Here is a 22,837-nt window from a genome sequence, read left to right on the forward strand (position 1 = left end):
TACACATAGCGTCGCTGCCTATGAGCGCAAGTGACCTCGCCCGCCTCCAGTTCGCGCTGACGACCTCGTTTCACTTCCTGTTCGTGCTGCTCACGCTGGGTCTGGTCACCCTGCTGGTGATCATGCAGACGAGGTTCACGATCACCGGCGCGCCCGTGCACGAGCGGATGACACGGTTCTGGGGACGGATCTACGTGATCAACTACGCGCTGGGGATCGTCACCGGCATCGTGATGGAGTTCCAGTTCGGGCTGAACTGGTCGGGCCTCGCGACCTACGCCGGCGACGTGTTCGGCGCGCCGCTCGCGATGGAGACGCTGATCGCGTTCTTCCTGGAGTCGACGTTCCTCGGCCTCTGGATCTTCGGCTGGGGCAAGCTGAACCGCTGGGTGCACCTGTCGTTGCTGTACCTGACGGCGCTGACCGCGTTCGCCTCGGCGTTCTGGATCATGGCGGCGAACGGGTTCCTGCAACACCCCGTCGGCTACCGGATCGACGGGAACGTGTTGCGACTGGACGATTTCAGCGCGTTGCTGTCGAACCCGACCTTCACCTCGGCGCTGACGCACGTGATCTTCGCCTCCATCACGGTCGGCGGCGTGTTCATGACCGGCGTCTCGGCCTACCACTTCATCAGGCGAACGCCCGAGGTCGACTTCTTCCGGCGGTCGCTGCGGATGGGCGTGGTCACCACGGCCCTGGCCACCCCGTCGCTGATCGGGGCAGGGTTCGCGCAGTTCCCGGTGATCGCGCAGTACCAGCCGGACAAGACAGAGGCGGCGCCGTGGATCGGCGCGCCGCTCGGGTTCATGATCATCATCGGGATGACGCTGACGATGGTCAGCTGGCTCACGCTGCCGTTGCTGATCAAGGATGCCGTGATCCGGATGCGCTTTCCGCTGTACCTCATGGTGATCGGCATTCCGCTGCCGTTCGTGGCGGCCATCTTCGGGTGGATGTTCCGCGAGATCGGACGGCAGCCGTGGCTGATCTACGGCCTGCTGCGCACCGAGGACGCGGTGTCGCATGTGGACGCTTCGCAGATCCTGTTGTCGCTCATCGTCTTCACGTCTCTGTTCGTCGTGCTGGCCGTCACCGACTGGGCGTTGATCGCACGTGCGGTCCGTCGCGGTCCGGACGTGGCGCCCGCCCCTGTCTCGCCGCTGGTGGTGACTCTGTGATGGAAACGCTCTGGCTCGTCGTGCTCGGCATGCTGACCGTCGGTTACTTCGCGCTGGCCGGATTCGACTACGGCACAGGACTTCTGCTGCCGTTCCGCAGACGCGAGGTCGCTCTGCAACGCATGAACCCGTTCTTCCTCGGCAACGAGGTGTGGCTGGTCGCCGCGATCGGCGTGCTGTTCGCGGCGTTCCCGCGACTCGAAGGCGAACTGCTCTCCGGCGCGCACAGCACGTTCACGCTGGTCCTGGCCGGGTTGGTGCTGTTCATGGCGGCCGTGCAGCTCAGGCTGTGGTGGTGGCTGGTGTTCACGGGCGCGCTGATGGTGTCCGTGGGCTGGGGGCTGTTCCTGGCGCATCTGCTGCACGCGCCGTGGCCGGTCGCGTTCGTGATGCCGGCGCTGTTCGCGGTGCACGGCTGGGTGTTCCAGACCCGGCAGTGGAAGCTGTTCCCGGTCACCGCGCTGCTGTGCGCGCTGCCGATCCCGCTCGCGTTCAGCTCGATCGACGTCACCGGGCTCATGGCGCACAACGACACGCTCGGCCTGCTCGCGTGGGTCGCGATCCCGATCATTCCGCTGGTGGTGTTGGTGCAATGGTCGATCGTCGCCATCTCCTCGCGCTGATCCCGATCCCGTTCCTGGTGCTGGCCCAGGCCGAACTCCTGGCGTCGGCGCTGAGCGGCGAGACCGGGCTTGCCCTGCTGTGCCTGGTCATCGGGCTGCGGGTGCTGGTGTGGTGGGTGCACCGCGAGTGGGCTCATCGGGCAGCCGAACGGACTCGCGCACGTCTGCGGGAGGCGTTCCTGCGCTCGCCCGGCACCAAGGCCGGCGAGGTCGCCACCCTGGTCACTCGTGGCGTGCACGACGTGACGCCGTACGTCGTCGGGTATCTGCCACAACAGGTTCTGGCCGTGGCCGTGCCTCTCGCGGTGGTGATCAGGCTGGCGTTCGCCGACCTCACCGCGGCTCTGACGATCCTCGCGACGCTGCCGTTGATCCCGATCTTCGGTGCGCTGGTCGGCGCGCACACCCGTGAACGAACGGCCCGCCAATGGGACGCGCTGGCCACTCTCGGCGGGCACTTCCTCGACGTGGTCAAGGGAATCGGCACGCTGCGGGCGTTCGGGCGGGCCGAGGCGCAGTCCGCGACGGTCCGCAAGCTGGCCGCGCAGCACATGACCGAGACGATGTCCGCGCTGCGAGTCGCGTTCCTGTCGGCGTTCGTGCTGGAACTGGTCGCCACGATGTCGGTGGCGATGGTCGCCGTGCCGGTCGGGCTCAGGCTCCTGGACGGCGGGGTGCCGCTGTACACCGCGCTCCTCGTACTTTTCCTTGCCCCGGAGGCGTTCCTGCCACTCCGAGCGGCCGGCGCCCAGTACCACGCCAGCGCCCAGGGCCGGGAGGTGCTCGCCCAGGTGCCGGTCCGAACCGAGACGACGGGCCAGGCGCCGCCGGACCTCGCGCAGGCCGAGATCGTGTTCGACAACGTCTCAGTGCGCAGCCTCAGGAACTTCTCACTGCGCATCCGGCCCGGCGAACGGATCGCGCTGGTCGGCCCGAGCGGCGCGGGAAAGAGCACGATTCTGGCGCTGCTGCTGGGTTTCGTGCGACCTGACGAAGGGCGCGTGCTCGTCGGCGGTGTCGACCTCGAGGAGATCGACCACGAGAAGTGGCTGGAAGCCCTGTCGTGGGTGCCACAACGGCCCACGCTCGTCCCGGCGAACCTCTCGTCCGGCGAACAGCAGCGGGTCGCGTTGGCCAACGCACTGGGCCGGCGCCGGGCAGCGTTGTTCCTGCTGGACGAACCGACCGCGCACCTCGACGCGGAGACGGAAGCGCTGGTGCTCAAGGCAACGCGCGACTTCACGCAAGGCAGGACGGCGGTGATCGTGGCGCACCGCCCGACGCTGCTCACCGAGGTCAACAGGGTGGTGGCGGTGTGAAGCTCGCAATCCTCGTCGGAACGCTCGCGGAACTGGCCGGCGTCGGCCTCACCGCCACGGCGACCTGGCTGATCATGCGTGCCGCCGAGCATCCTCCGATGCAGGCGCTGACCGTGGCGATCGTCGCGGTCCGCACGCTCGCGCTGGCCAAGGGCGCGCTGCGCTATCTCGAACGTCTGACCAGCCACAAGGCCGTGCTCAGCGAGGCCGTCGAACTGCGCGGCCAGGTCTACGACGACCTCGCGCACCGCAGGCACATCCCGTCCGGCACGGCCCTGACCCGCATCGTCACGAACGTCGACCAGCGGCTCGACACCAGGCTCCGCGCTACCCTGCCGTGGATCACCGCGGCCCTGGTCGGCGCCGTCGTCGCAACAGTTTCAGGCTTCTCGCTGCCGCTGATCGCCGGTCTGCTGATCAACCTGGCCCTGCTCCCCTGGCTCGCGATCCGCGGCCCGCGGAACCTGACCCCGTTGCGCGCCAGGCTGACCGAACAAACCACCGAACTGGTCCACAGCAGAGAAGAACTGATCGCCTACGGCCTGTTCGACGGGAAACTCCGCAATGCCACCAAGACCGCGAAAGAACTGTCCCGCGAGGAACGCACCCGCGACCTGACCCCGCTGGCGATCGCCGTCCAGTTCGGCGCGGCCCTGCTCATGCTCGTCCAGCACGAGCCGGCCTGGCTGATCATGGCCGCCATCGCCACGTTCGAGATCACCGTCCCGCTCGCGGCGCTGACCAGACCGAGCCCGGAACCCACCGACGAACCCGAACCGGCCTGCCCGACAGAGACCCCTGATCTGCAAGGTAAAACGGCGATCGTCGGCCCGAGCGGCGCGGGCAAGACCACGGTGCTCAACGCCATCGCCCGCCGCCTCGAACCGAGCAAGGGCGCGCTGGCCGACGCGCACGTCTTCCACACCACGGTCCGCACGAACGTTCTGCTGGCCAAGCCCGATGCCACGCAGGAAGAACTCGACCGCGCGGCCGAGATCGCCGAGCTGGACCTCGACTGGGACCAGGTCGTCGGCGAACGCGGCGAGGAGATCTCCGGCGGCCAGCGGCAACGCCTGATCCTGACCAGATCAGTGCTGGCTGATCCCGAAGTCCTGCTCATGGACGAGCCGACGGAAGGCCTCGACCCGGAACAAGCCGACCGCGTGCTCGGCAAGATCCTGGACAACTCCCAGGGCACCGCCCTGGTCATCACCCACCGGACCGAGCAGCTAGCCCTGTTCGATCACGTGCGCCATCGGGGGCCGATCAGCCACGAGCACGTCGGTCGAGTCGGGTAGCCACTCGCCGCCGACCTGCACGAACTGGGTCAGCGGCCCGGAGTCCGCGACAACCCCGCACCGGGCCAACGCCGTCCCCATGATCTGCGACGACATCGCGCCGAGCTGCAGCAACGATCGGTTCCGGTGCTTCCGGACGCCCAGATTCACCTGTGCCAGCGCGGAAAGCCCGTGCACCCGGTGCACGTCGAGCAACAACCCGATCTCCACGCCGTACCCGGCCGCGAAGGGCACCGACTCCAAAAAGGACCGGGTGGCCGCGTACTCGCCGCCGAGCGGTTGCACCACACCGGAAAGCTCCGGCCGCAACGTGTTCAGCAACGGCCGCGCCACCAGTTCGGTGACCCGTCCGCCGCCACTGCTCTCCAGCCGCAACGGCCGCCGGTAGAACCCCTTCACCAGATGCACATCGGCGTCCAGCAGCAACGGCCCCAGCAACGCCGTGACGAACGCGGTCTCCGGATCCACCAGGTCGGAGTCCAGGAAGACGATCAGGTCCCCGGTGGTCGCGGCCAGCGACCGCCACAGCACCTCACCCTTGCCGGGCAACGGTGGAAGCCACGGCACGACGTCCTCGCGCAGCACCACCCGTGCCCCAGCGGCGGAAGCGACGGCGACAGTCCGGTCGGTCGAGCCGGAATCCATCACCACCAGTTCGTCCACAAGGGTCCCGAGCAGCGGCTTGACCACGGAGACCACGTCTCCGACGGTCTCCTCCTCGTTCAGCGCGGGCAGCACCACCGACACGGTCCGGCCGCGCTTCAACGCGACCAGTTCGTCCGGCGTCCAGGTCGGCTGCTGCCAGGTGTGCGAGGCGAACCAGGCTTCGACGGAGGGCAGCATCAGGCGAGCGCCCGCATCGCCCGGACCGGCGGACGGGTGCCCGTCACGCTCGCGACCATCTCCACGACCTTCCTCGCCTGCCGTACGTCGGAAGCACGAACCGCACGTGCTCCGGACACCGCAGCCACTGTCGCAGCCGCGAGCGTGAAGTCCTCGTCCCCCGCTGGGATCGTCACCACATCCAACGTTTCGAGCAGTGACGGCAGCTCCAGATCACCGTCGAACTCGACGACGTCGGCACCGTCGGCGACGGCCTGCGCCACGGCGTCCGCGCTGGTCAGATGCGCAACGACCAGCACGCGGTCTTTCGGCAGCTCAGTGACGCGGAATCGGTTCACACCACCCAGCGTAGACAGTGAGCTGGCTCACAGCTTCTTGCTACTCACGAGTAGCCACCTGGTTTACTCCGCAGTAACAAACCCTGTGTGATCTACGTCATGGTCAAGGAGGACCAGAGTGCGACGATCACTTGTTTTAGTCCTGGTACTCCTCTCCACCCTGCTCGGTGCTCCTGTTGCCGCCACGGCGGCCCCTGGACACCAGATCTCGTACCGGTCGATCCCCGGCGTCGGCGGCACCGTTCTGAAGGCCCTCGTCGTCGAACCGACCGGACAGGGCAACGGCCCCTTCCCGTTGCTCGTCATGCCGTCCAGCTGGGCGGTTCCCAACATCGAGTACGTCGGCGCGGCGGCCAAGCTCGCCAAGCAGTCCGGGTACGTCGTGGTGAGCTACACCAGCCGCGGCTTCTGGGACTCGGGCGGTCAGATCGACGTGGCCGGCCCCGACACCGTCGGTGACGTCAGCTTGGTCATCGACTGGGCAATCGCCAACGCGCACGCCGACGGCACCAAGGTCGGCGCGGCCGGGATCTCCTACGGCGCCGGGCAGTCCCTGCTGGCCGCGGCGAACGACAAGCGCATCAAGGCCGCGGCGGCGCTGAGCACGTGGACCGACCTGGCCCGCTCGCTCTACCCCAACAGCACCGTCAACAAGCAGGCCGTCGAGGTCCTGCTCGCGGCGGGCAAGGCCACCGGACGTCCCGGACCGGTCCTGCGGGAAGCCGAGGACGCCTATCGTGACGGCCGGTTCTGGGAGGTCGTGCCGATCTCCGCGGAACGCTCGGCCGCGGAGAAGATCGCGCAGATCAACGCCAACGGCACGGCGGTGATGCTGGGCAACGCCTGGAACGACGGCATCTTCGCGCCGGGCCAGATCACGGACTTCTACGGCAAGCTGACCGGCCCGAAGCGGCTCATGCTCTCGCCGGGTGACCACGCCACCGCCGAACTGTTCGGCGCGGCGGGGCTGCCCAACGAGATCTGGGAGTCGGTCGGCCGCTGGTTCGACCGCTACGTCAAGGGCACGGCCAACGGCATCGACGCCGAGCAGCCGGTGCAGCTCAAGCCCAACAACGGCGGCGCGTGGAAGTCGTTCGGCGCCTGGCCGAACGGCAACGTGGACACCGTGCAGCTCGACGGCAAGCGGATCGCCGCGGGCTGGGGCACGGTGGCCGACAGCGGCACGATCCTGCTCTCCGGTGCGCTGCAAGGGTTCCTGAACATCCCGACCGGGGTCTCACTGCCGTTCGTCGACCGCAACGTCGCGGGCGTGTGGGGCGGGCCCTCGTATCCCCGCGGGGCGACGGTGGCCGGCACACCGAAGCTCAAGCTCCAGGTCACACCGAGTGCGGAGACGACGACGTTGTTCGCGTACCTGTACGAGGTGGGGCCGCTCGGGCTCGGCGCGCTGATCACGCACAAGCCGGTCAAGGTGACCGGCGCGGGCCGCACGCAGACGCTCGACGTGGAGCTGGAGCCGACGGTGTGGAACGTCGGCGCGGGCAACCGGCTGGCGCTCGTGATCGACACGGTGGACCCGCGTTATCTGACGGAATCAACTCGCGGCTCAACCGTCACCTTCGGACCGTCGAGCCTCACGGTTCCGAAGGCGTAAGAATGTCCGGGTGGACCTCACCCGGCAGCAGGTGCTCCTCCACCGGATCCATCAGCACGAACTGGACCGGCGGATCTCTGACGCGACCGAGCTGGCGGTGTTGTCACTGGGCATCCAGGACAACACCTCCGGCTCGGCCCTGCTGAGTCTCGCCGCGCGCCTGAGCGCACCGTCGACGGAGGACTTCACCCTCATCTGGTCCGTGCGGGGAGCTCCTCACCTGCACCGGGACGGTGAGCTGAAGGCGTTCTCCCGCGCGCTGTGGCCGTGGAGCGACGCCGACGCCCGCGCTCGTGCCTCACGTCCGAAGGTGGACGACATGGTGGCGGCGTTGCGGCACATCGCCACCGCGATGCGGTCGATCGTGACGAAGCCGATGACCAAGGGCGAGGTGAGCAAGGCCCTGACGCCGTTGGCTCCCCAGCAGACGATCGAACCGTGCCGGGGCTGCCAGACCGAGCACGTCAGCGACCCGATCTTCCGCCTCGGCGCACTGCCCGCGGGTCTCCGGATCATCCCGGAGGAGAAGACCGTGACGTTCGAACGCATCCACGGCTGGCCGGGCGTCCCGCGCAAGACCGCGGGCTTCGACGAGCTGGTGCACCGGTACCTGACGCTGCACGGCCCCGCCGGACCGTCCGAAGTGGCCGGTTACTTCGGCACGTCGACGCGCGAGGTCAAGAAGCGGTGGCCGAAGGACGGCCTGGTCGAGGTGACCGTCGAGGGCGAGCAGGCGTGGCTGCCGGAGGAGCTGGAGATCGCCGACGCCGAACCGCCGGAGGTCCGCCTGCTGCCGCCGACCGACCCGTACCTGCAGGCGCGTGACCGCGACCTGCTGCTGCCGGACAAGGCCGCGCAGAAGGACATCTTCCGCGTCCTCGGCCGGCGCGGCGCCGTGCTGGTGGACGGCGAGATCGCGGGCTCCTGGCAGGGCAGGGTGGTGTCCGGCAAGCGGTTCGAGGTGACGGCGACGCCGTACCGCCCGCTGCCGGATCTCCTGCCGGAGACCCAGATCCTGGCTCAGGCCAAGGGACTAGACGACGCAAGCGTCAAGAGCGACTGACACGTCGTCCGTGACGATCAGCGACTGCAACGCGGCGTGCGAGACGAAACCCTTGTCCCGCAACTCCGTCAGCCACTCGACGAGTCCCTTGTAGTGGTTGTCGACGTCGAGCAGCACGACGGGCTTGCCGTGCATGCCCAGCACACCGGCCGTCCACACCTCGAAGAACTCCTCGGCGGTGCCGATGCCACCCGGCAGCGTCAGGAACGCGTCCGCCTTGTCGTCCATCATCTTCTTGCGCTCGCGCATGGTGTCGACCACGTGCAGCTCGGTCGACTCGCGGTCGGCGATCTCCCTGGTGGCCAGGCCCTTCGGGATCACGCCGTAGGTGTGCGAGCCGCCCGCACGGGCTTCGCGCGCCACCGCGCCCATCATCGACGTCTGCCCGCCGCCCCAGACGAGGTGCCAGCCGCGAGCCGCGATCTGGCGCCCCACCTCGGCGGCGAGGTCGATGTAGCTCTGCGGGACGGTCGCGAGACTTCCGCAGTAGACAGCGACATACATCAGTGTGAGTCCGCCCATGCCTTGTGCGCGTCCTTGACCACGCGCACCGCGTCGTCGATGTCATCGGTGAGGTGCAGCAGCGCGAGGTCCTTCTCGCCGACCTTGCCACCGGGAAGCACCGAGTTCTGGATCCAGTCGTAAAGACCCTGCCAGTACTCGGTTCCGAACAGGACGACCGGGAACTTCGTGACCTTCTTCGTCTGCACCAGGGTCAGCGCCTCGAACAGCTCGTCGAGGGTGCCGAAGCCACCCGGCAGGCAGATGAACGCCTGCGAGTACTTGATGAACATCGTCTTGCGCACGAAGAAGTAGCGGAAGTTCACGCCGAGGTCGACCCACGGGTTGAGGCCCTGCTCGAACGGAAGCTCGATGCCGAGCCCGATCGAGAAGCCACCGGCCTCCGAACACCCGCGGTTGACGGCCTCCATGGCGCCGGGACCACCGCCGGTGATCGCCGCGAACCCGGCCTCCGCCAGTGCCGCGCCCAGGTCACGCCCAGTCTGGTACTCCGGGTGGTCACGGCCGGTGCGCGCGGATCCGAAGACCGTCACCGCGCTCGGAACCTCGGCCAGCGCGCCGAAACCCTCGACGAACTCGGCCTGGATCCGCAGCACCCGCCACGGGTCGGTGTGCACCCAGTCCGACGGGCCGCGGGAGTCCAGCAACCGCTGGTCAGTGGTGGTGGTCTGGTCGTCCTTGCGATCACGCCGTTCCACGACCGGACCGCGACGCTTCTCCGATGGGCGCTCGTCGACGGCGCCGTTCTTCTTTTCTTCCGTCATCACTGAGATCTTAGGGATCAGTTCAACAGAAATCGCTTAAGCACGGCGAAACACCCGGTGATCTGCTGGACCGGCACGTTCTCCTCCTGGGTGTGCGCGAGCGTCGGATCACCCGGCCCGAAGTTGACCGCGGGCATGCCCAGCGCCGCGAAACGCGCCACGTCCGTCCAGCCGAGCTTGGCGACCGGCGTGCCTCCCGCGGCCTGGACGAGCTCCAGAGCCGCAGGGGCGTTCAGGCCCGGCAGCGCACCGGCCGCGCGGTCCGTGACGGTGACGTCGAAGCCCTCGAAGACCTCGCGCAGGTGCTGTTCGGCCTGCTCCACCGTGCGGTCCGGGGCGAACCGGTGGTTGACCGTGAGCACGGCCTCGTCCGGCACGACGTTGCCCGCGACGCCGCCGCTGATCTTCACGGCCTGCAGGCCCTCGTGGAAGTGGCAGCCGTCGATCTCGGGCTGACGCGGCACGTAGGCCTCCAGCCTGCGCAGCGCCTCGCCCAGGCCGTGGATGGCGTTCTTTCCCATCCACGCCCTGGCGGTGTGCGCGCGCTTGCCGGTGGTCCTGATCTCGATGCGCATCGTGCCCTGGCAGCCGGCCTCGACCGTGCCGTTGGACGGCTCGCACACGATCGCGAGGTCGCCCATCAGCCAGTCCTGCTGCTCGCGCTCGATCCTGGTGAGCCCGTTGCGCTCGGCCTCGATCTCCTCGCAGTCGTAGAAGACGAACGTGAGGTCGTGGCGCGCGTTCTCGCTCAGGGCCGCGATCGCGAGCATGACCGCGTCGCCGCCCTTCATGTCGACGGTGCCGCAGCCGTGCAGGATCTCGCCCTCGCGGCGGCTCGGGAAGTTCTGGTTGATCGGCACGGTGTCCAGGTGCCCGGCGAGCACCACGCGACGGTCCTTGCCGGCGTTCGTGCGGGCCAGCACCGCGTTCCCTGATCGGGTGATCTCCAGGTGGGGCGCGTGGAGTCGCAGCGACCGCTCCACGAGGTCCGCGATCTCCGCCTCCTCCCCGGACACGCTGCGCACATCCACCAGCGAGGTCGTCAGATCGATCGGGTCGGCGAACAGATCAAGGGTGTCGGACACGCGATCACCCTACTCAAGCGGCTTGGGCGCTAGGCCGTTCAGCCGATACCGTGCTCTGCGTGATCAAGCGCACACTCCTGGTCATCTCCCTGCTGCTCCTGGCGACCGGCTGCGGCGAGGCCCCTGCCGCGTGCGACCGGCAGTGCGGAGAGATCCGGACGTTGTTCACCGCGCCGTGCGGCTCGCAGCACAGCTTCACCCCGGCCGACTGCGCCGGATGGGTCGGCGAGGTCAGCACCATGACCCGGCGGCTGGACACGTCCCTGCGGGGCAAGCACGTCCAGCAGGACGTCAGCGAGGTGCTGCCCCGCCTGATGACCGCGATCGGCGACTTCGAGGCGCACCGGTGCGGTGAGGTGCGCGTCGACAACGTGTCCAGCACCGACGCGCGTCAGTCGAAGTGCAACGAGGCCCTGATCGCGACCAGGGGCGACCTGGGCTCGCTGTACTTCTCGGCGGAAGTGCCCGACTGAACCATCGGACTAAGCTCGGTAGCCGTGAGCACCGCATACGGCATCGGCTTGGCCACTGTGACCCCGGACGGCACCGTCCTCGACACCTGGTACCCGTCCCCCGTCCTCGGCGACACGGCGGACCTCGGCACCGTCCGCGTGTCGTCCGCCGAGATCGCGGAAGCGCTCGGCGAAGCCGCCGCGAAGCTGCTCGGCGAGGACCTGGAACGCGGTGTCGAGGTCGTCGGCGTCAAGGTCGTCATCGACCTGGAGGCCGCCCCGGAGAACACCTACGACATCTGGCTGCGCCTGCACCTGCTCAGCCACCGCCTGATCAAGCCGCACGGCGCGAACCTCGACGGCATGTTCGGCCTGCTGACGAACGTCGTGTGGACGAACCACGGCCCGTGCGCGGTCGACGGCTTCGAGCAGACCCGCACCCGCCTGCGCCTGCGCGGCCCGGTGACGGTCTTCAGCGTCGACAAGTTCCCGCGCATGGTCGACTACGTCCTCCCGTCCGGTGTCCGCATCGGCGACGCGGACCGGGTCCGGCTCGGCGCCCACCTCGCGTCCGGCACCACGGTCATGCACGAGGGCTTCGTGAACTTCAACGCCGGCACGCTCGGCAGCTCGATGGTCGAGGGCCGCATCTCCGGCGGCGTCGTGGTCGGCGACGGCTCGGACGTCGGCGGCGGCGCGTCGATCATGGGCACGCTGTCCGGCGGCGGCAAGCAGGTCATCAGCATCGGCGAGCGCTGTCTGCTCGGCGCGAACGCCGGTCTGGGCATCTCGCTCGGCGACGACTGCGTGATCGAGGCGGGCCTCTACATCACCGCGGGCACGAAGGTGACGTTGCCGGACGGCGAGGTCGTCAAGGCGGTCGCTTTGAGCGGACAATCGAACCTGCTGTTCATCCGGGACTCGGTGACCGGCACGGTGAAGGTGAAGCCCCGGAAGGGCACCGGCGTCGAACTGAACGCCGCGTTGCACGCCAACGACTGAGACAGCGAAACTCGGTGTCTGGGGCCCGGTCTGCGAAGGCAGACTGGGTCCCAATCGCTTTCAGGGGCCGACTCCAGGAGGTGCACGTGCTGAAACAGCGACTTGAGTTGAACGCTCGCGCCGCGATCGAACGTGCCCTGGAGGGGGCCCAGTCCGAGGACTCCTTCGTGGAGTTCAAGACGCAGTGGCCGATCGACCACGGCAAGGCCGCCCGTCAGATCGCCGCGCTGTGCAACGCCGCGCGCGGGTCGGAGGCCATGTGGATCGTCGGCGTCGACGAGAAGGGCCGCTACGTCAAAGGCGCGCTGGCCGAGGAGCTGTCGAGCTGGTGGCCTCGGGTCGAGAGCCACTTCGACGGCGTGGCACCGGGTCTGACCACCGTCGCGTTCGACTGGGCTCGTGGCCGCACGGTCGTCGTCCTCAGCCTGCAGACCGACAACGCGCCGTACGTGTTCGTCACGAAGAAAGAGCCGTACAGCAGGGAAATCCCGTGGCGCTCCGGTGAACGGACGCGGTCCGCGCGCCGCAGCGAGGTGCTGGAACTGCTGGTGCCCAAGCTGGACATGCCCGGCTGGGAGTTCGTCAGCGCCCGCGCGACGCTGAGCCAGCACTCGCCGACGCTGCGGTTCGAGGGCGACCTCTACCTGGAGACGAACCAGCCGTTGTCGTTGCCGCACCACCGATGCCACTCGTACGCGACGTACGGGCTCGACAGCGAGACGGTCGACCTGGCGTTCAGCTTCCGCACCAACACGCGGGACGTGCGGGCGGTCGAACGCGTCGTGCGGGTCGCGGAACCGGCGGTGCTCCACGTCAGCGCGGACGCCGACGTGGAACTGGACGCGTTCTCCGACCTCTGGGACCTGCACTGGCACCTCGTGCTCGGCCTCGGCCTGAGCGGCGAGGAGATCAGCACCAGCGTGCGTCTGACGACGGACGCGGTGCCGCCCAACCAGTTCACCCGCAGGGTCTGGTCGGCCCTCAAGCCTTGAGGCGTTCCACGGCAGCGCCGATCCGCTCGTCGGTGGCCGTGAGCGCGATCCGCACGTGCTTCTCGCCTGCCGGTCCGTAGAACGTGCCGGGTGCCGCGAGGATGCCGCGATCGGCCAGCCACGAGATCGTCTCCCAGGCGCCCTCACCGCGCGACGACCACAGGTAGAGTCCCGCCTCGGAGTGCGACACGGTGAACCCGGCCGCCTCCAGCGCGGGCTTGAGCACCTCACGCCGGGCCAGGTACCGGGACCGCTGCTCGGCCACGTGCGCGTCGTCTTCGAGAGCGGCGCGCATGGCCTCCTGCACCGGCCGCGGCACGATCATGCCGGCGTGCTTGCGCAGTTCGAGCAGGCCCGCGATCAGCTCCGGGTCGCCGGTGACGAACCCGGCCCGGTAGCCCGCGAGCGAGGACGACTTCGACAGCGAGTGCACGGCGAGCACGCCGTCGAAGGAGTCCACAACGGACGGATGCAGCACGGACACCGGTGAGGAGTCCCACGGCAGCGCGAGGTAGCACTCGTCCGACGCCACGATCGCGCCGACCGCGCGTGCGGCGGCGACGGCGGCACGCAGCTGCTCGGCCGACAGCACTCGGCCGGTCGGGTTCGACGGCGAGTTCAGCCACACCAGCTTCGTGCCGGCGGGTGGCGGTTCACCGTCGGCCAGGCGCACGACCTCGGCCCCCGCCATCAGCGCGCCCACCTCGTAGGTGGGGTACGCGACGGCGGGCACCGCGACGACGTCGCCCGGCCCGACACCGAGCAGGGTGGGCAGCCACGCCACGAGCTCCTTGGAGCCGATCGTGGGCAGCACCGCCGCCTCCGCGACACCGACGATCCCGTACCGGCGCTCCACCGCGGCGACGAAGGCCGCGCGCAGCTCAGGAGTGCCGTGGGTGGTCGGGTAGCCGGGGATGTCGGCGACCGACGACAACGCGGACTGGATCACCGCGGGAACCGGGTCGACAGGGGTGCCGACCGACAGGTCGACCACGCCACCGGGGTGCTTGCGCGCCTTGGCGGCGTGGCCTGCCAACAGGTCCCACGGGAAGTCCGGCAGCGCCGGACCCCTGCGGTTGATGATCAATGCCCCTCGGCCTGCGGCGCGAGGACCTTCACGAACTCCGGGTCGGCGCTGACCTTGCCGACCTTCGACGCGCCACCGGGCGAGCCGAGCTCGTTGAAGAAGTCGACGTTCGCCTTGGTGTAGTCCTTCCACTCATCGGGGACGTCGTCCTCGTAGTAGATGGCTTCCACCGGGCACACGGGTTCGCACGCGCCACAGTCCACACACTCGTCGGGGTGGATGTAGAGCATCCGGTCGCCTTCGTAGATGCAGTCGACAGGGCACTCTTCGATGCAGGCCTTGTCGAGCAGGTCCACGCACGGCTGGGCGATCACATAAGTCACTGCGCTCTCCAACTTCATCGGTCACACCGCGCAAGCCGGAGAGTACGCGGCACGTTCGAGTATCACCCGGTCAGGCTTGCCTTAGCTGTGCGGTGTGACACGTCACAACTCCTGACCGGAAACTCCCTCGCCAACATAGTCAGGATGGACGTGTGCACACCGTGGATCACCTGGAATCACTCTGCGCGCAAGCATGGCCCGTCCTGGCAGAAGTTCCGCTTGGAGACTGGTTGATGCGCGCCGCCGACGGCTTCACCGGCCGCGCCAACAGCACGTTGACCTGCGGTGATCCCGGCATGCCGATCCCGGACGCGTTGAGGGCCGCTCAAGTGTTCGCCCGCGAGCACGGCATCAAACCCACCGCTCACGTGATCAAGGGCTCACCACCGGAACCCGAGTTCGCCGCCGCGGGCTGGATCGTCGATCTGGATCACCCCGGCGGGGCGGAGTCGCTGGTGATGACCGGTCCGCTGGAGAAGTTCGCCGACGGCGTGGCCGAGAGCCGCGATCTTCCCGGATGGTGGGAGCTCACGGCCGGATCCGAGGTCTCCGCCGCCCAGCGGCACGTCCTCGGCAGCGGCGGCAACGTCTGCTTCGCCTCGATCGCCGAGGACGGGGTCGTGATCGCGGCTGTGCGGGGCGCCGTGGTCGAAGACGTCCTGCACGTCGCCCGCCTCGCCGTGCGGCCGTCACATCGCCGTCAGGGCCTCGCACGGCGGCTCATGGGCGAGGTGGCCGGCTGGGGACTCGCTCAGGGCGCCACGACGTGCGTGCTGCAGGTCGCCGAGCACAACGAGCCGGCGATCAGGCTGTACGAGGAACTCGGCTGCACCGAGCACCACCGCTACCGCTACTGGATCCCGGCGGTGTCGTAGAGGCCGGGCCGGTTGGCCGCGTTGCGCGCCATCACGGCCCCCACGGCCACCGCACCCGTCAACGCGCCGCCCGCGAGCAAGAACAGCCCGCGCCAGTCCTGCAGCAGCAGGACGGGGCTGCCCGCGGCGTAGCCGGGCTCGAAGTAGCCGAACACCATCAGCGTCAGGAACCACACGATCAGCGGCAGCGCGGCGGTGAAGACCCGTTCGGACAGCGAGGCCGCCCACGACACCAGCAACGGCATCGTGACGGCGGCCACCACGATGGTGATCGGGAACGGCCAGTCCCCCAGCCTCGGCAGCAGCGTGCCGTCGAAGCGCAGGGGCAGGAACATCGTTTCCAGCACGGCGAGTGCTGCTGCCTCGACGCACAGGAGCAGCAGCAGAACGACTCGCCAGCTAACGATCACCCAGGCCTCCGAACAAATCCGTGGCCGCACCCTCCGGTGAGCCCTTCGCGAGCACGTAGTACTCGGCACCGACCAGCGGCTGCGCGATGTCGTTCGACAACGCGTATCCGCCGTCCCACACACTGACCTGCGTCGAGTGTGCACGCAAAGCGCGGCGCTTGGCCGTCAGGTGCTCCGACACGTCGACAACCGTTGTGATCTCTTCATCCGGCGTCGCCGGGAGCTCGCCCGGCTCGGGCAGCCGGAACGCCTCGGGGACGTTCTCCAGCGCGGCCACACCGGCGTTCGTGGCGTCGCGGGACGTCACCGCGTAGAAGACCCGCTCGACCTCGGAGACCTGGGCGCACGCGGCGACCGTGATCTCGTGCGCGCGGATGTGATCGGGGTGGCCGTAGCCGCCGAACGCGTCGTAGCTCACGACGACCTGTGGCTTGACCTCGCGCAGGATCTCGACCAGTTGGGCGGTCTGGTCCTCGAGCGCTCCCTGGACGAACGCGCGCGCCTTCGCGTTGGACGGCACGTCGACCATGCCGGAGTCGCGCCAGCGGCCGATGCCGCCGAGGAACCTGTGGTCCGTCACGCCGAGCGCGGCGCAGGCAGATCTCAGCTCGCCCACGCGGTACCCGCCCAGCTGGTCGGCGGCGTCGGCGGCGAGATGCGCCAGCGCGGGCGGGATGATCTCGCCCTCTTCCCCCAGCGTGCAGGTGATGACCGTGACGTGCGCGCCGGCCGAGGCGTAGCGCGCGATGGTGCCGCCGGTCCAGAGACTCTCGTCGTCCGGGTGGGCGTGCACGAAGAGCAACCGTGGTGGGGCAGTCAGCGTCACCGAATCAGAGTAAAGCGGTGTTTAAGGCCCCTGCTCCGCAGGGGCGGCGAGATCGCCGGGAAGTCGGTCATCCGGCCGAATCGCTCCTGTCGAATTGGGCTTCGCCGAATTCGACAGGAGCGGTTGACCGGATGACCGACGCGATCTCGCGATCCCCGCGCCAGGCCGAAAACACCTGGTCAGCGAGGCGCTAGACGACCGAACGTTCCTCGGCGAAGTGGCAGGCGGACAGCGTTCCTTCCGGTCCGCCGCGCCTTTCCAGCTTCGGTTCTTCGGTGGCGCAGATGTCCTGGGCCTTCCAGCACCGCGTGCGGAAGCGACACCCCGACGGCGGGTTGACCGGCGACGGCACGTCACCCGTCAGAACGATCCGCTGCCGCTGGCGTTCCTTCTTCGGGTCCGGCATCGGCACCGCGGACAGCAACGCCTGCGTGTACGGGTGCATCGGCTTGCCGTAGATGGCTTCCCGCTCGCCCATCTCGATGATCTTGCCGAGGTACATGACCGCGACCCGGTCGGAGATGTGCCGCACCACCGAGAGGTCGTGCGCGACGAACAGGTACGCGAGCCCGAGCCGTTCCTGCAGTTCCTCCAGCAGGTTCACGACACCGGCCTGCACCGAGACGTCCAAAGCGGACACCGGCTCGTCCAGCACCAGGAACTTCGGGTTGAGCGCCAGCGCGCGGGCGATGCCGATGCGCTGCCGCTGACCGCCGGAGAACTCGTGCGCGTAACGGCTGCGGTGTTCGGGGTTGAGCCCGACGAGCTCCATCAGCTCGTTGACCCGCCGCTGCACGCCACCTTCGACACCGTGGATCACCAGCGGTTCCGCGATGATGTCGTTGACCTGCCACTTGGGGTTCAACGACGCGTACGGGTCCTGGAAGACGATCTGGATGTCCTTGCGCAGCGGCCGCAGCTGCTTGGCGCTCATGGTGGTGAGCTCGCGGCCCTCGAACTTCACCGAGCCCGAGGTCGGCTTGTGCAGCTGCAGGATCGCGCGCCCGGTCGTGGACTTGCCACAGCCGGACTCGCCGACGAGGCCGAGCGTCTCACCGGGGTGCAGCGTGAACGACACCCCGGACACGGCCTGCACCGAACCGGTGTTGCGCGGGATGATGCCCTTGCCCCGCACGGGGAATTCCTTGACGAGGTCGGTGACCTCCAGCAGTGGCGCGGTCACTTCGCCTCCTCATCCTTCAGTTCGGTGATCAGAGAACCGTGCACGGCGGTCACCTCGAGCGACTCGTCGGGGTTGGCCGCGGCGAACACGGCCGGGTTCTCCACCGTGCCGATCTCGTCGTGCAGGAACAGCTTCTGCGGCTGCTCGAACGTGGCCAGGTGCTCCCAGCGGTGGCACCGCGTCGTGTGGTTCGCGGCACCGGCCTCCTCCAGCAGCGGCTCCCACTCGTGGCAGACCTCGGAGACGAGCGGGCAGCGCGGCGAGAACGAGCACCCGGTCGGCAGGTTCACCAGCGACGGCGGCGCGCCCTTGATCGGGGTGAGCCGCTTGCCCAGGGAGGCCGGGTTCGGGACCGAACCCAGAAGTCCCACCGTGTAGGGCATCCGCGGCCGCTCGAAGACGTCGTCGACCGGGCCGGACTCGACCACGGTGCCGCCGTACATCACCTGCACGCGGTTGACCATGCCCGCGACCACGCCGAGGTCGTGCGTGATCATGACGATCGCCGCGTCGGTCTCGGTCTGGATGCGCAGCATGGTGTCGAGGATCTGCGCCTGCACCGTCACGTCGAGCGCGGTGGTCGGCTCGTCGGCGATGATCACGCTGGGGTCGTTGATGATCGCCATCGCGATCACCACGCGCTGCCGCATGCCGCCGGAGAACTCGTGCGGGTACTGGCTCGCACGCTTGTCCGGCTGCGGGATGCCGACCAGTTCCAGTGACTCGACCGCCTTGGCCCACGCCGCCTTCTTGGAGACGTTGTGGTGCGCGCGATAGGTCTCGGCGAGCTGCCACCCCACGGTGTAGACGGGGTTCAGCGACGTCATCGGGTCCTGGAAGATCATCGAGATGTGCTTGCTGCGGAACGGCTGCATCTGCTTGTAGCTGCGGCCGTTCAGCTCCTCGCCCCGGTAGCGGATCGAGCCGTCGATGACAGCGTTCTTGGGCAGCAGGCCCATGATCGCCATGGAGGACACGGACTTGCCGGAGCCCGACTCGCCGACGATGCCGAGCACGTCGCCGGCGTTGAGGTCGAACGAGACGTTGCGCACGGCGCGGACGTCACCGTCGTCGGTCGGGAAGGTGACCGACAGGTCCTTGACCGAGAGCAGCGGTGCGGTGGTGTTGGAGGGCAGGAAGTCCTCCGACAGTTCGGAAACAGTGGTCATCAGGCACGCACCTTCGTCTGCCTCGGGTCGAACGCGTCGCGCAGACCGTCACCGATGAAGTTGACGGCCAGGGAAAGCGACACGAGAACGATGAACGGACCCCAGAACAGCCACGGCCGGTTCATGAACTGCCCGTAGTTCTCCAGCACGATCACACCGAGCGAGGTGTCCGGGGGCTGGACGCCCAGTCCCAGGAACGACAGCGCGGCCTCGGTGAGCACCGCGGACGCGATCGCCAGCGTGGCGTTGACGGTGATGCTGCCGATCATGTTCGGCACGAGGTGCTTGAAGATGATCCGCGAGGTGGAGGCGCCACAGGCCCGCGCCGCCTCGATGAACTCCCGCTGTGCCAGGGAAAGCGTCTCACCGCGCGTGATGCGGGCGATCTGCATCCAGGCGAACGCGGCGAGCACCAGCGCGACGACGTACCAGCTGCCGGAGAAGCCCTTCACGACGATCGCGGCGACCGCGATCTGCGGAATGATCAGCAGCAGGTCGACCAGGCGCATCAGCGCCGTGTCGACGAAACCGCGCAGATATCCCGCCAGGGCACCGAAGATCACGCCGATCGCGGTCGCCAGCGCTGCCACGATCAGGGCGATCTGCAGCGAGTAGCCGGTGCCGCGCATGAGCAGCGCGAGCATGTCCTTGCCGACCTGGGTGGTGCCGAGCGGGTGGGTGCCGCTCATCGGCTGGTAGGACTTGCTGGTCACATCCTCGTAGTCGTACGTCCAGATGAACGGCCCGAGGAACGCGAACAGCACGAGGAAGATGAACACGCCGAGGCTCACCATCGCGAGCCGATGGCGCAGGAAGCGCCGCAGGACGAGTTGGCCCTGTGTGCGGGTCTTGGAGGCGTCGAACTCGTGGGAGTCCGACTGGGGAGCGCTGTTCACCACGCCGCCCTCGGACGCCAGGTTGATGTTAGCCAAGGCGAATCCTAGGGTCGAGGACGCCGTACACGATGTCGGCGAAGAGGTTGAACAGCACGATCAGGGTCGCGGTGACCGCGAGCCAACCCATGAGCATGGGCGGGTCGAACTGCCGCACGGAGTTCACCAGCAACGTGCCCATGCCGGACCAGCCGAACACGGTCTCGGTGATGATCGCGCCGGACAGCACGGCACCGAAGTTCAGCGAGAACAGCGTGGCGACGGGGATCAGCGCGTTGCGGAACGCGTGCTTGAAGATCACGCGGCCCTGCGAGATGCCCTTCGCCCGCGCGGTGCGCACGAAGTCCGAGTGCAGGATCTCCAGCATCGAGGCGCGTTCGAACCGGCTGTACGCGGCGAAGCTGATCAGCATCAGCGCGAGCGTCGGAAGCAGGAACGTGCCGGTGTACTTGAAGATCACTTCACCGAGGTTGCCGCTGAAGCCACCCGGCCGCGGGCCCGCGGTGGTGAGCCAGCGGTCCAGCCCCATCGACTCCAGGACGTTGTTGAACTGGATGCCGTAGTTCTTCACGATGACCGCGACGCAGAAGATCGGCATCGAGAACATGAGGAACGCGGTGCTGGTGGCGAGGTAGTCGAAGATCGAGTACTGGCGCACGGCGGCGAGCACGCCGACCGAGACGCCCAGTGTGAGAGCGAGGAGCTCGGCGCCGATGACGAGGCGTCCGGTGGTCCACAGCGCGTCGGTGACGGCCGGGAAGACAGCGGTCTTGGCCTGACCGAGGGCGATGCTCTGGCCCCAGTCTCCCGACAGGAAGTCGGTGAGCCAGTTCCAGTAGCGGAGGATCACGGGCTGGTCCAGGCCCAGCGCGATTTCCGCGGCCTTGATGTCGGCTTCGGTGACACCGGGCCGGAATCGCATTTCCGCCAACGGGTTTCCGGCGGTCGCGACGAGGACGTAACAGGCGAAGCTGCCGATCAGCAGGATGGGTATGGAGATCAGCAGGCGCCGGATGATGTAGCGGATCACGGGCGGGCTCCTAGGGGGCAACCCGGCTCGGGCGGGGCCGGACTCGTGGTCCGGCCCCGCCCGGTCAGGCGTTGCGCACTTCAGCTGATGAGCTAAGGCGAATTACTTGGTCTGCCACTCGTTGGCGTTCCACAGCGCGCCGTAGTAGCTCTGGAAGTACACGCGGTCGAGACCCTTGAAGGCCCACATGTTCGGCATCTGGAACAGCGGGAGCGAACCGTACGCACCGGCCAGGGCCTGGTCGGCCTCCGACCAGTACTTCAGCGCGTCGGAGATCGACGTCTGCGAGACCGCCTGCTTCATGGCCTCGTCGGCCTTCGGCACGGTCAGGTTCTGCCAGTTCTGGCCACCACCGGTCTCGTAGATCGACTTCTTGCCGCCCTTGAACGGCGAGCTGGACCACGCGAACAGGGCGACGTCGTAGTCACCCGCGGAGACGCGCTCGTCGAGGAAGTTCGGGTCGGTGTCGTCCTTGACCTCGATGCCGGCGTCCTTGCACTGGCCCTGGATCAGCTCGACGGTCTGCTTGCGACGCGGGATGTCGGTGTGGCTGATCCGGAAGGAGGCGCGGACGCCGTCCTTCGCGAACACGCCGTCGGCACCCTGCGCCCAGCCGGCGTCGGTCAGGATCTTCTTCGACTCGGCCGCGTCACCCTTGGCCTTGTCCGCGTAGACGTCCTTGTAGCCCTCGTCGGTCGGGAAGAAGACCAGGCTGCCCATCGGCTTGGCGTCGGACTGGACCTCGCTGATGAGCTTGTCGATGATGTCCTGGCGCTTGACGCACATGAAGAAGGCCTTGCGGATCTCCTCCTTGGCGAGCACCGGGTTCTTCATCTGGATGTCGAGGTGCTCGAACGACAGGCCGGGGCCCGCGCCGAACGTCACACCCTGGGCGTTGAGGCCCTTGAGCTTCGTGGCCGCGTTCGCGTCCGGCTGCGCGAAGGAGTTGACGGCGAGCTCGCCGTTCTCCAGCGCCTGTGCCTGCGCGACGGGGTCCGGGATCGCCTTCAGGACGATCTTCGCGGGGCCACCGGGCTTGCCCGGCCACTTGGGGTTGCGCTCCAGGGTCACCGACTGGTTCGGCTCGAAGCCGGTCAGGACGTAGGGGCCGGCACCCGGCATGAGGTCCTTGGTGAAGCCGTTCCACTTCTCGTTCCAGAAGTCAGCGATCTTCTGGATGTCAGCGGCGGCGGTGTCCTTGTTCACCTTGGTGATGTCGGCGACGCCGGCGTTCTTCTCGAGAATGTGCGCCGGGAGGACGTCGTTGTTGAACATGTCCTCGTAGTCCGGGTACGGAGCCGAGAACGTGCCGACGAACGTCTGGTCGTCCTTGCACTCACCGGTCATCAGGTCGTACCCGGTGGTGCCGGCCGGCTTGAAGTACTTGGCGCCGTCGGCCTTCTTCGCCGAGTTCGACTGCGTGAACCACGCCATGTAGATGTCGTCGCAGTCCCAGGCCTCGCCGTCGGACCAGGTGACGCCCTTCTTCAACTTCCAGGTCACGACCTGCGGAGACTTCGAGGTGACCTCGATCGACTCCGTGGTGTCCTTGTTCAGGATGACCTTGTTGTTGCCGTTGATGATGTGCACGCCAGGCTGCACGAGCGTCAACGCGAACGTGTTGTAGGACTGGTTGGCGTCCTCCGTCGCGTTGTTGTACGAAGTGAACGGCTTGTCGGTCGACACGACGACCTGGTCGCTCTGCTTCGTATCCGGCGCGGTGTAGCCGTCCGCGGACTCACCACGGGCAGTCGCCATCTCCGCGACCGTGGCGTCGCCACCGTCAGCGTCGCTGGTTCCGCCACCGCCACCACAGGCACCCAGCACGAGAGACGCGCTGGCAACCAGCGCGATCGCCGGAAGTGCTTTGGATCTCCTCATCGACACGTGCCCTCCTAGCACTGGGCGGCCGCTGCCAGGTCGGCATGCACGCCCATAACCGTG

General features: G+C 68.0%; 24 protein-coding genes. 10 read left to right on the forward strand and 14 right to left on the reverse strand.

The genetic code is table 11. The features are described from left to right. Positions 1 to 20: 20 nt before the first annotated feature. The 4 genes from OG205_RS27675 to OG205_RS27690 are packed head-to-tail and all read left to right on the forward strand — an operon-like array spanning position 21 to position 4,421. Complete coding sequence (locus OG205_RS27675; RefSeq protein WP_330270951.1) at positions 21 to 1,181, forward strand: cytochrome ubiquinol oxidase subunit I; 1,161 nt, start codon at positions 21 to 23, stop codon at positions 1,179 to 1,181. Further along, positions 1,181 to 1,804, forward strand: a complete 624-nt coding sequence (locus OG205_RS27680; protein WP_330270952.1) for a cytochrome d ubiquinol oxidase subunit II — start codon at positions 1,181 to 1,183, stop codon at positions 1,802 to 1,804. Before OG205_RS27675 ends, OG205_RS27680 begins: the two co-directional genes overlap by 1 nt. Then, the gene (locus OG205_RS27685) at positions 1,774 to 3,123 is read left to right on the forward strand and encodes an ABC transporter ATP-binding protein/permease (protein ID WP_330270953.1); all 1,350 of its coding nucleotides are present in this window, start codon (positions 1,774 to 1,776) and stop codon (positions 3,121 to 3,123) included. Before OG205_RS27680 ends, OG205_RS27685 begins: the two co-directional genes overlap by 31 nt. Continuing rightward, complete coding sequence (locus tag OG205_RS27690; RefSeq protein ID WP_330270954.1) at positions 3,120 to 4,421, forward strand: amino acid ABC transporter ATP-binding/permease protein; 1,302 nt, start codon at positions 3,120 to 3,122, stop codon at positions 4,419 to 4,421. The genes OG205_RS27685 and OG205_RS27690 overlap by 4 nt, the downstream gene beginning before the upstream one ends. Here the strand turns inward: OG205_RS27690 and OG205_RS27695 are convergent. After that, a complete protein-coding gene (locus OG205_RS27695) occupies positions 4,353 to 5,264 on the reverse strand; it encodes a glucosyl-3-phosphoglycerate synthase (RefSeq protein WP_330270955.1) in 912 nt (303 codons plus the stop codon). The two genes, OG205_RS27690 and OG205_RS27695, sit on opposite strands and share 69 nt — an antisense overlap. Further along, entirely contained in the window at positions 5,264 to 5,602 is a 339-nt protein-coding gene (locus tag OG205_RS27700; protein WP_330270956.1) for a hypothetical protein, read from the reverse strand. The genes OG205_RS27695 and OG205_RS27700 overlap by 1 nt, the downstream gene beginning before the upstream one ends. Positions 5,603 to 5,720: 118 nt before the next feature. Here OG205_RS27700 and OG205_RS27705 point away from each other — a divergent pair, with 118 nt between their 5' ends. Both OG205_RS27705 and OG205_RS27710 read left to right on the forward strand, forming a co-directional pair. Next, the gene (locus OG205_RS27705; RefSeq protein WP_330270957.1) at positions 5,721 to 7,217 is read left to right on the forward strand and encodes a CocE/NonD family hydrolase; all 1,497 of its coding nucleotides are present in this window, start codon (positions 5,721 to 5,723) and stop codon (positions 7,215 to 7,217) included. Between the two features lie 10 nt (positions 7,218 to 7,227). Further along, the gene (locus tag OG205_RS27710) at positions 7,228 to 8,280 is read left to right on the forward strand and encodes a winged helix DNA-binding domain-containing protein (RefSeq protein WP_330270958.1); all 1,053 of its coding nucleotides are present in this window, start codon (positions 7,228 to 7,230) and stop codon (positions 8,278 to 8,280) included. Here OG205_RS27710 and OG205_RS27715 read toward each other — a convergent pair. The 3 genes from OG205_RS27715 to dapE are packed head-to-tail and all read right to left on the reverse strand — an operon-like array spanning position 8,251 to position 10,651. Beyond that, positions 8,251 to 8,784, reverse strand: a complete 534-nt coding sequence (locus OG205_RS27715; protein ID WP_319980226.1) for a TIGR00730 family Rossman fold protein — start codon at positions 8,782 to 8,784, stop codon at positions 8,251 to 8,253. The two genes, OG205_RS27710 and OG205_RS27715, sit on opposite strands and share 30 nt — an antisense overlap. Continuing rightward, entirely contained in the window at positions 8,784 to 9,566 is a 783-nt protein-coding gene (locus tag OG205_RS27720) for a TIGR00730 family Rossman fold protein (protein ID WP_330270959.1), read from the reverse strand. Before OG205_RS27720 ends, OG205_RS27715 begins: the two co-directional genes overlap by 1 nt. A 17-nt stretch (positions 9,567 to 9,583) precedes the next feature. Beyond that, positions 9,584 to 10,651, reverse strand: a complete 1,068-nt coding sequence (dapE, locus tag OG205_RS27725) for a succinyl-diaminopimelate desuccinylase (protein ID WP_330270960.1) — start codon at positions 10,649 to 10,651, stop codon at positions 9,584 to 9,586. A gap of 59 nt (positions 10,652 to 10,710) precedes the next feature. Here dapE and OG205_RS27730 point away from each other — a divergent pair, with 59 nt between their 5' ends. From OG205_RS27730 to OG205_RS27740, 3 genes are all read left to right on the forward strand, one after another. Further along, positions 10,711 to 11,124 (forward strand): hypothetical protein, encoded by a 414-nt coding sequence (locus OG205_RS27730; RefSeq protein ID WP_330270961.1) that lies wholly within the window; start codon positions 10,711 to 10,713, stop codon positions 11,122 to 11,124. 24 nt (positions 11,125 to 11,148) lie between these two features. After that, positions 11,149 to 12,105, forward strand: coding sequence for a 2,3,4,5-tetrahydropyridine-2,6-dicarboxylate N-succinyltransferase (gene dapD / locus OG205_RS27735; RefSeq protein ID WP_330270962.1), 957 nt, complete (start codon positions 11,149 to 11,151; stop codon positions 12,103 to 12,105). An 86-nt stretch (positions 12,106 to 12,191) separates the two neighbouring features. Further along, complete coding sequence (locus tag OG205_RS27740) at positions 12,192 to 13,097, forward strand: hypothetical protein (RefSeq protein ID WP_319980231.1); 906 nt, start codon at positions 12,192 to 12,194, stop codon at positions 13,095 to 13,097. On the opposite strand, the gene dapC is transcribed toward OG205_RS27740, so the two are convergent. Continuing rightward, positions 13,087 to 14,178: a succinyldiaminopimelate transaminase gene (gene dapC, locus OG205_RS27745; RefSeq protein ID WP_330278240.1), complete on the reverse strand. Its 1,092-nt coding sequence runs from the start codon at positions 14,176 to 14,178 to the stop codon at positions 13,087 to 13,089. The two genes, OG205_RS27740 and dapC, sit on opposite strands and share 11 nt — an antisense overlap. A 2-nt stretch (positions 14,179 to 14,180) precedes the next feature. After that, entirely contained in the window at positions 14,181 to 14,507 is a 327-nt protein-coding gene (gene fdxA / locus OG205_RS27750) for a ferredoxin (RefSeq protein WP_030480843.1), read from the reverse strand. Positions 14,508 to 14,668: 161 nt separating this feature from the next. Between fdxA and OG205_RS27755 the strand changes: the two genes are divergently transcribed. Further along, entirely contained in the window at positions 14,669 to 15,382 is a 714-nt protein-coding gene (locus OG205_RS27755) for a GNAT family N-acetyltransferase (protein ID WP_442916837.1), read from the forward strand. On the opposite strand, the gene OG205_RS27760 is transcribed toward OG205_RS27755, so the two are convergent. The 7 genes from OG205_RS27760 to OG205_RS27790 all read right to left on the reverse strand — a co-directional run bounded on the left by OG205_RS27760 (position 15,358) and on the right by OG205_RS27790 (position 22,774). After that, positions 15,358 to 15,792: a hypothetical protein gene (locus OG205_RS27760; protein ID WP_330270964.1), complete on the reverse strand. Its 435-nt coding sequence runs from the start codon at positions 15,790 to 15,792 to the stop codon at positions 15,358 to 15,360. The genes OG205_RS27755 and OG205_RS27760 overlap by 25 nt on opposite strands. Beyond that, positions 15,782 to 16,618 (reverse strand): N-acetyl-1-D-myo-inositol-2-amino-2-deoxy-alpha-D-glucopyranoside deacetylase, encoded by an 837-nt coding sequence (mshB, locus tag OG205_RS27765; RefSeq protein ID WP_330270965.1) that lies wholly within the window; start codon positions 16,616 to 16,618, stop codon positions 15,782 to 15,784. The genes OG205_RS27760 and mshB overlap by 11 nt, the downstream gene beginning before the upstream one ends. A 190-nt stretch (positions 16,619 to 16,808) precedes the next feature. Beyond that, on the reverse strand, positions 16,809 to 17,801 hold the full coding sequence (locus OG205_RS27770; RefSeq protein WP_330270966.1) for an ABC transporter ATP-binding protein: 993 nt from the start codon (positions 17,799 to 17,801) through the stop codon (positions 16,809 to 16,811). Continuing rightward, the gene (locus OG205_RS27775; RefSeq protein ID WP_330270967.1) at positions 17,798 to 18,970 is read right to left on the reverse strand and encodes an ABC transporter ATP-binding protein; all 1,173 of its coding nucleotides are present in this window, start codon (positions 18,968 to 18,970) and stop codon (positions 17,798 to 17,800) included. Before OG205_RS27775 ends, OG205_RS27770 begins: the two co-directional genes overlap by 4 nt. Next, the gene (locus OG205_RS27780; RefSeq protein ID WP_406601883.1) at positions 18,970 to 19,902 is read right to left on the reverse strand and encodes an ABC transporter permease; all 933 of its coding nucleotides are present in this window, start codon (positions 19,900 to 19,902) and stop codon (positions 18,970 to 18,972) included. Before OG205_RS27780 ends, OG205_RS27775 begins: the two co-directional genes overlap by 1 nt. Continuing rightward, positions 19,895 to 20,893, reverse strand: a complete 999-nt coding sequence (locus OG205_RS27785) for an ABC transporter permease (protein WP_330270968.1) — start codon at positions 20,891 to 20,893, stop codon at positions 19,895 to 19,897. Before OG205_RS27785 ends, OG205_RS27780 begins: the two co-directional genes overlap by 8 nt. Before the next feature lie 102 nt (positions 20,894 to 20,995). Next, on the reverse strand, positions 20,996 to 22,774 hold the full coding sequence (locus OG205_RS27790) for an ABC transporter family substrate-binding protein (RefSeq protein ID WP_330270969.1): 1,779 nt from the start codon (positions 22,772 to 22,774) through the stop codon (positions 20,996 to 20,998). Positions 22,775 to 22,837 lie beyond the last annotated feature (63 nt).

Origin of the sequence: Lentzea sp. NBC_00516 (assembly GCF_036346835.1) — a bacterium.
Lineage (GTDB): Bacteria > Actinomycetota > Actinomycetes > Mycobacteriales > Pseudonocardiaceae > Lentzea > Lentzea sokolovensis.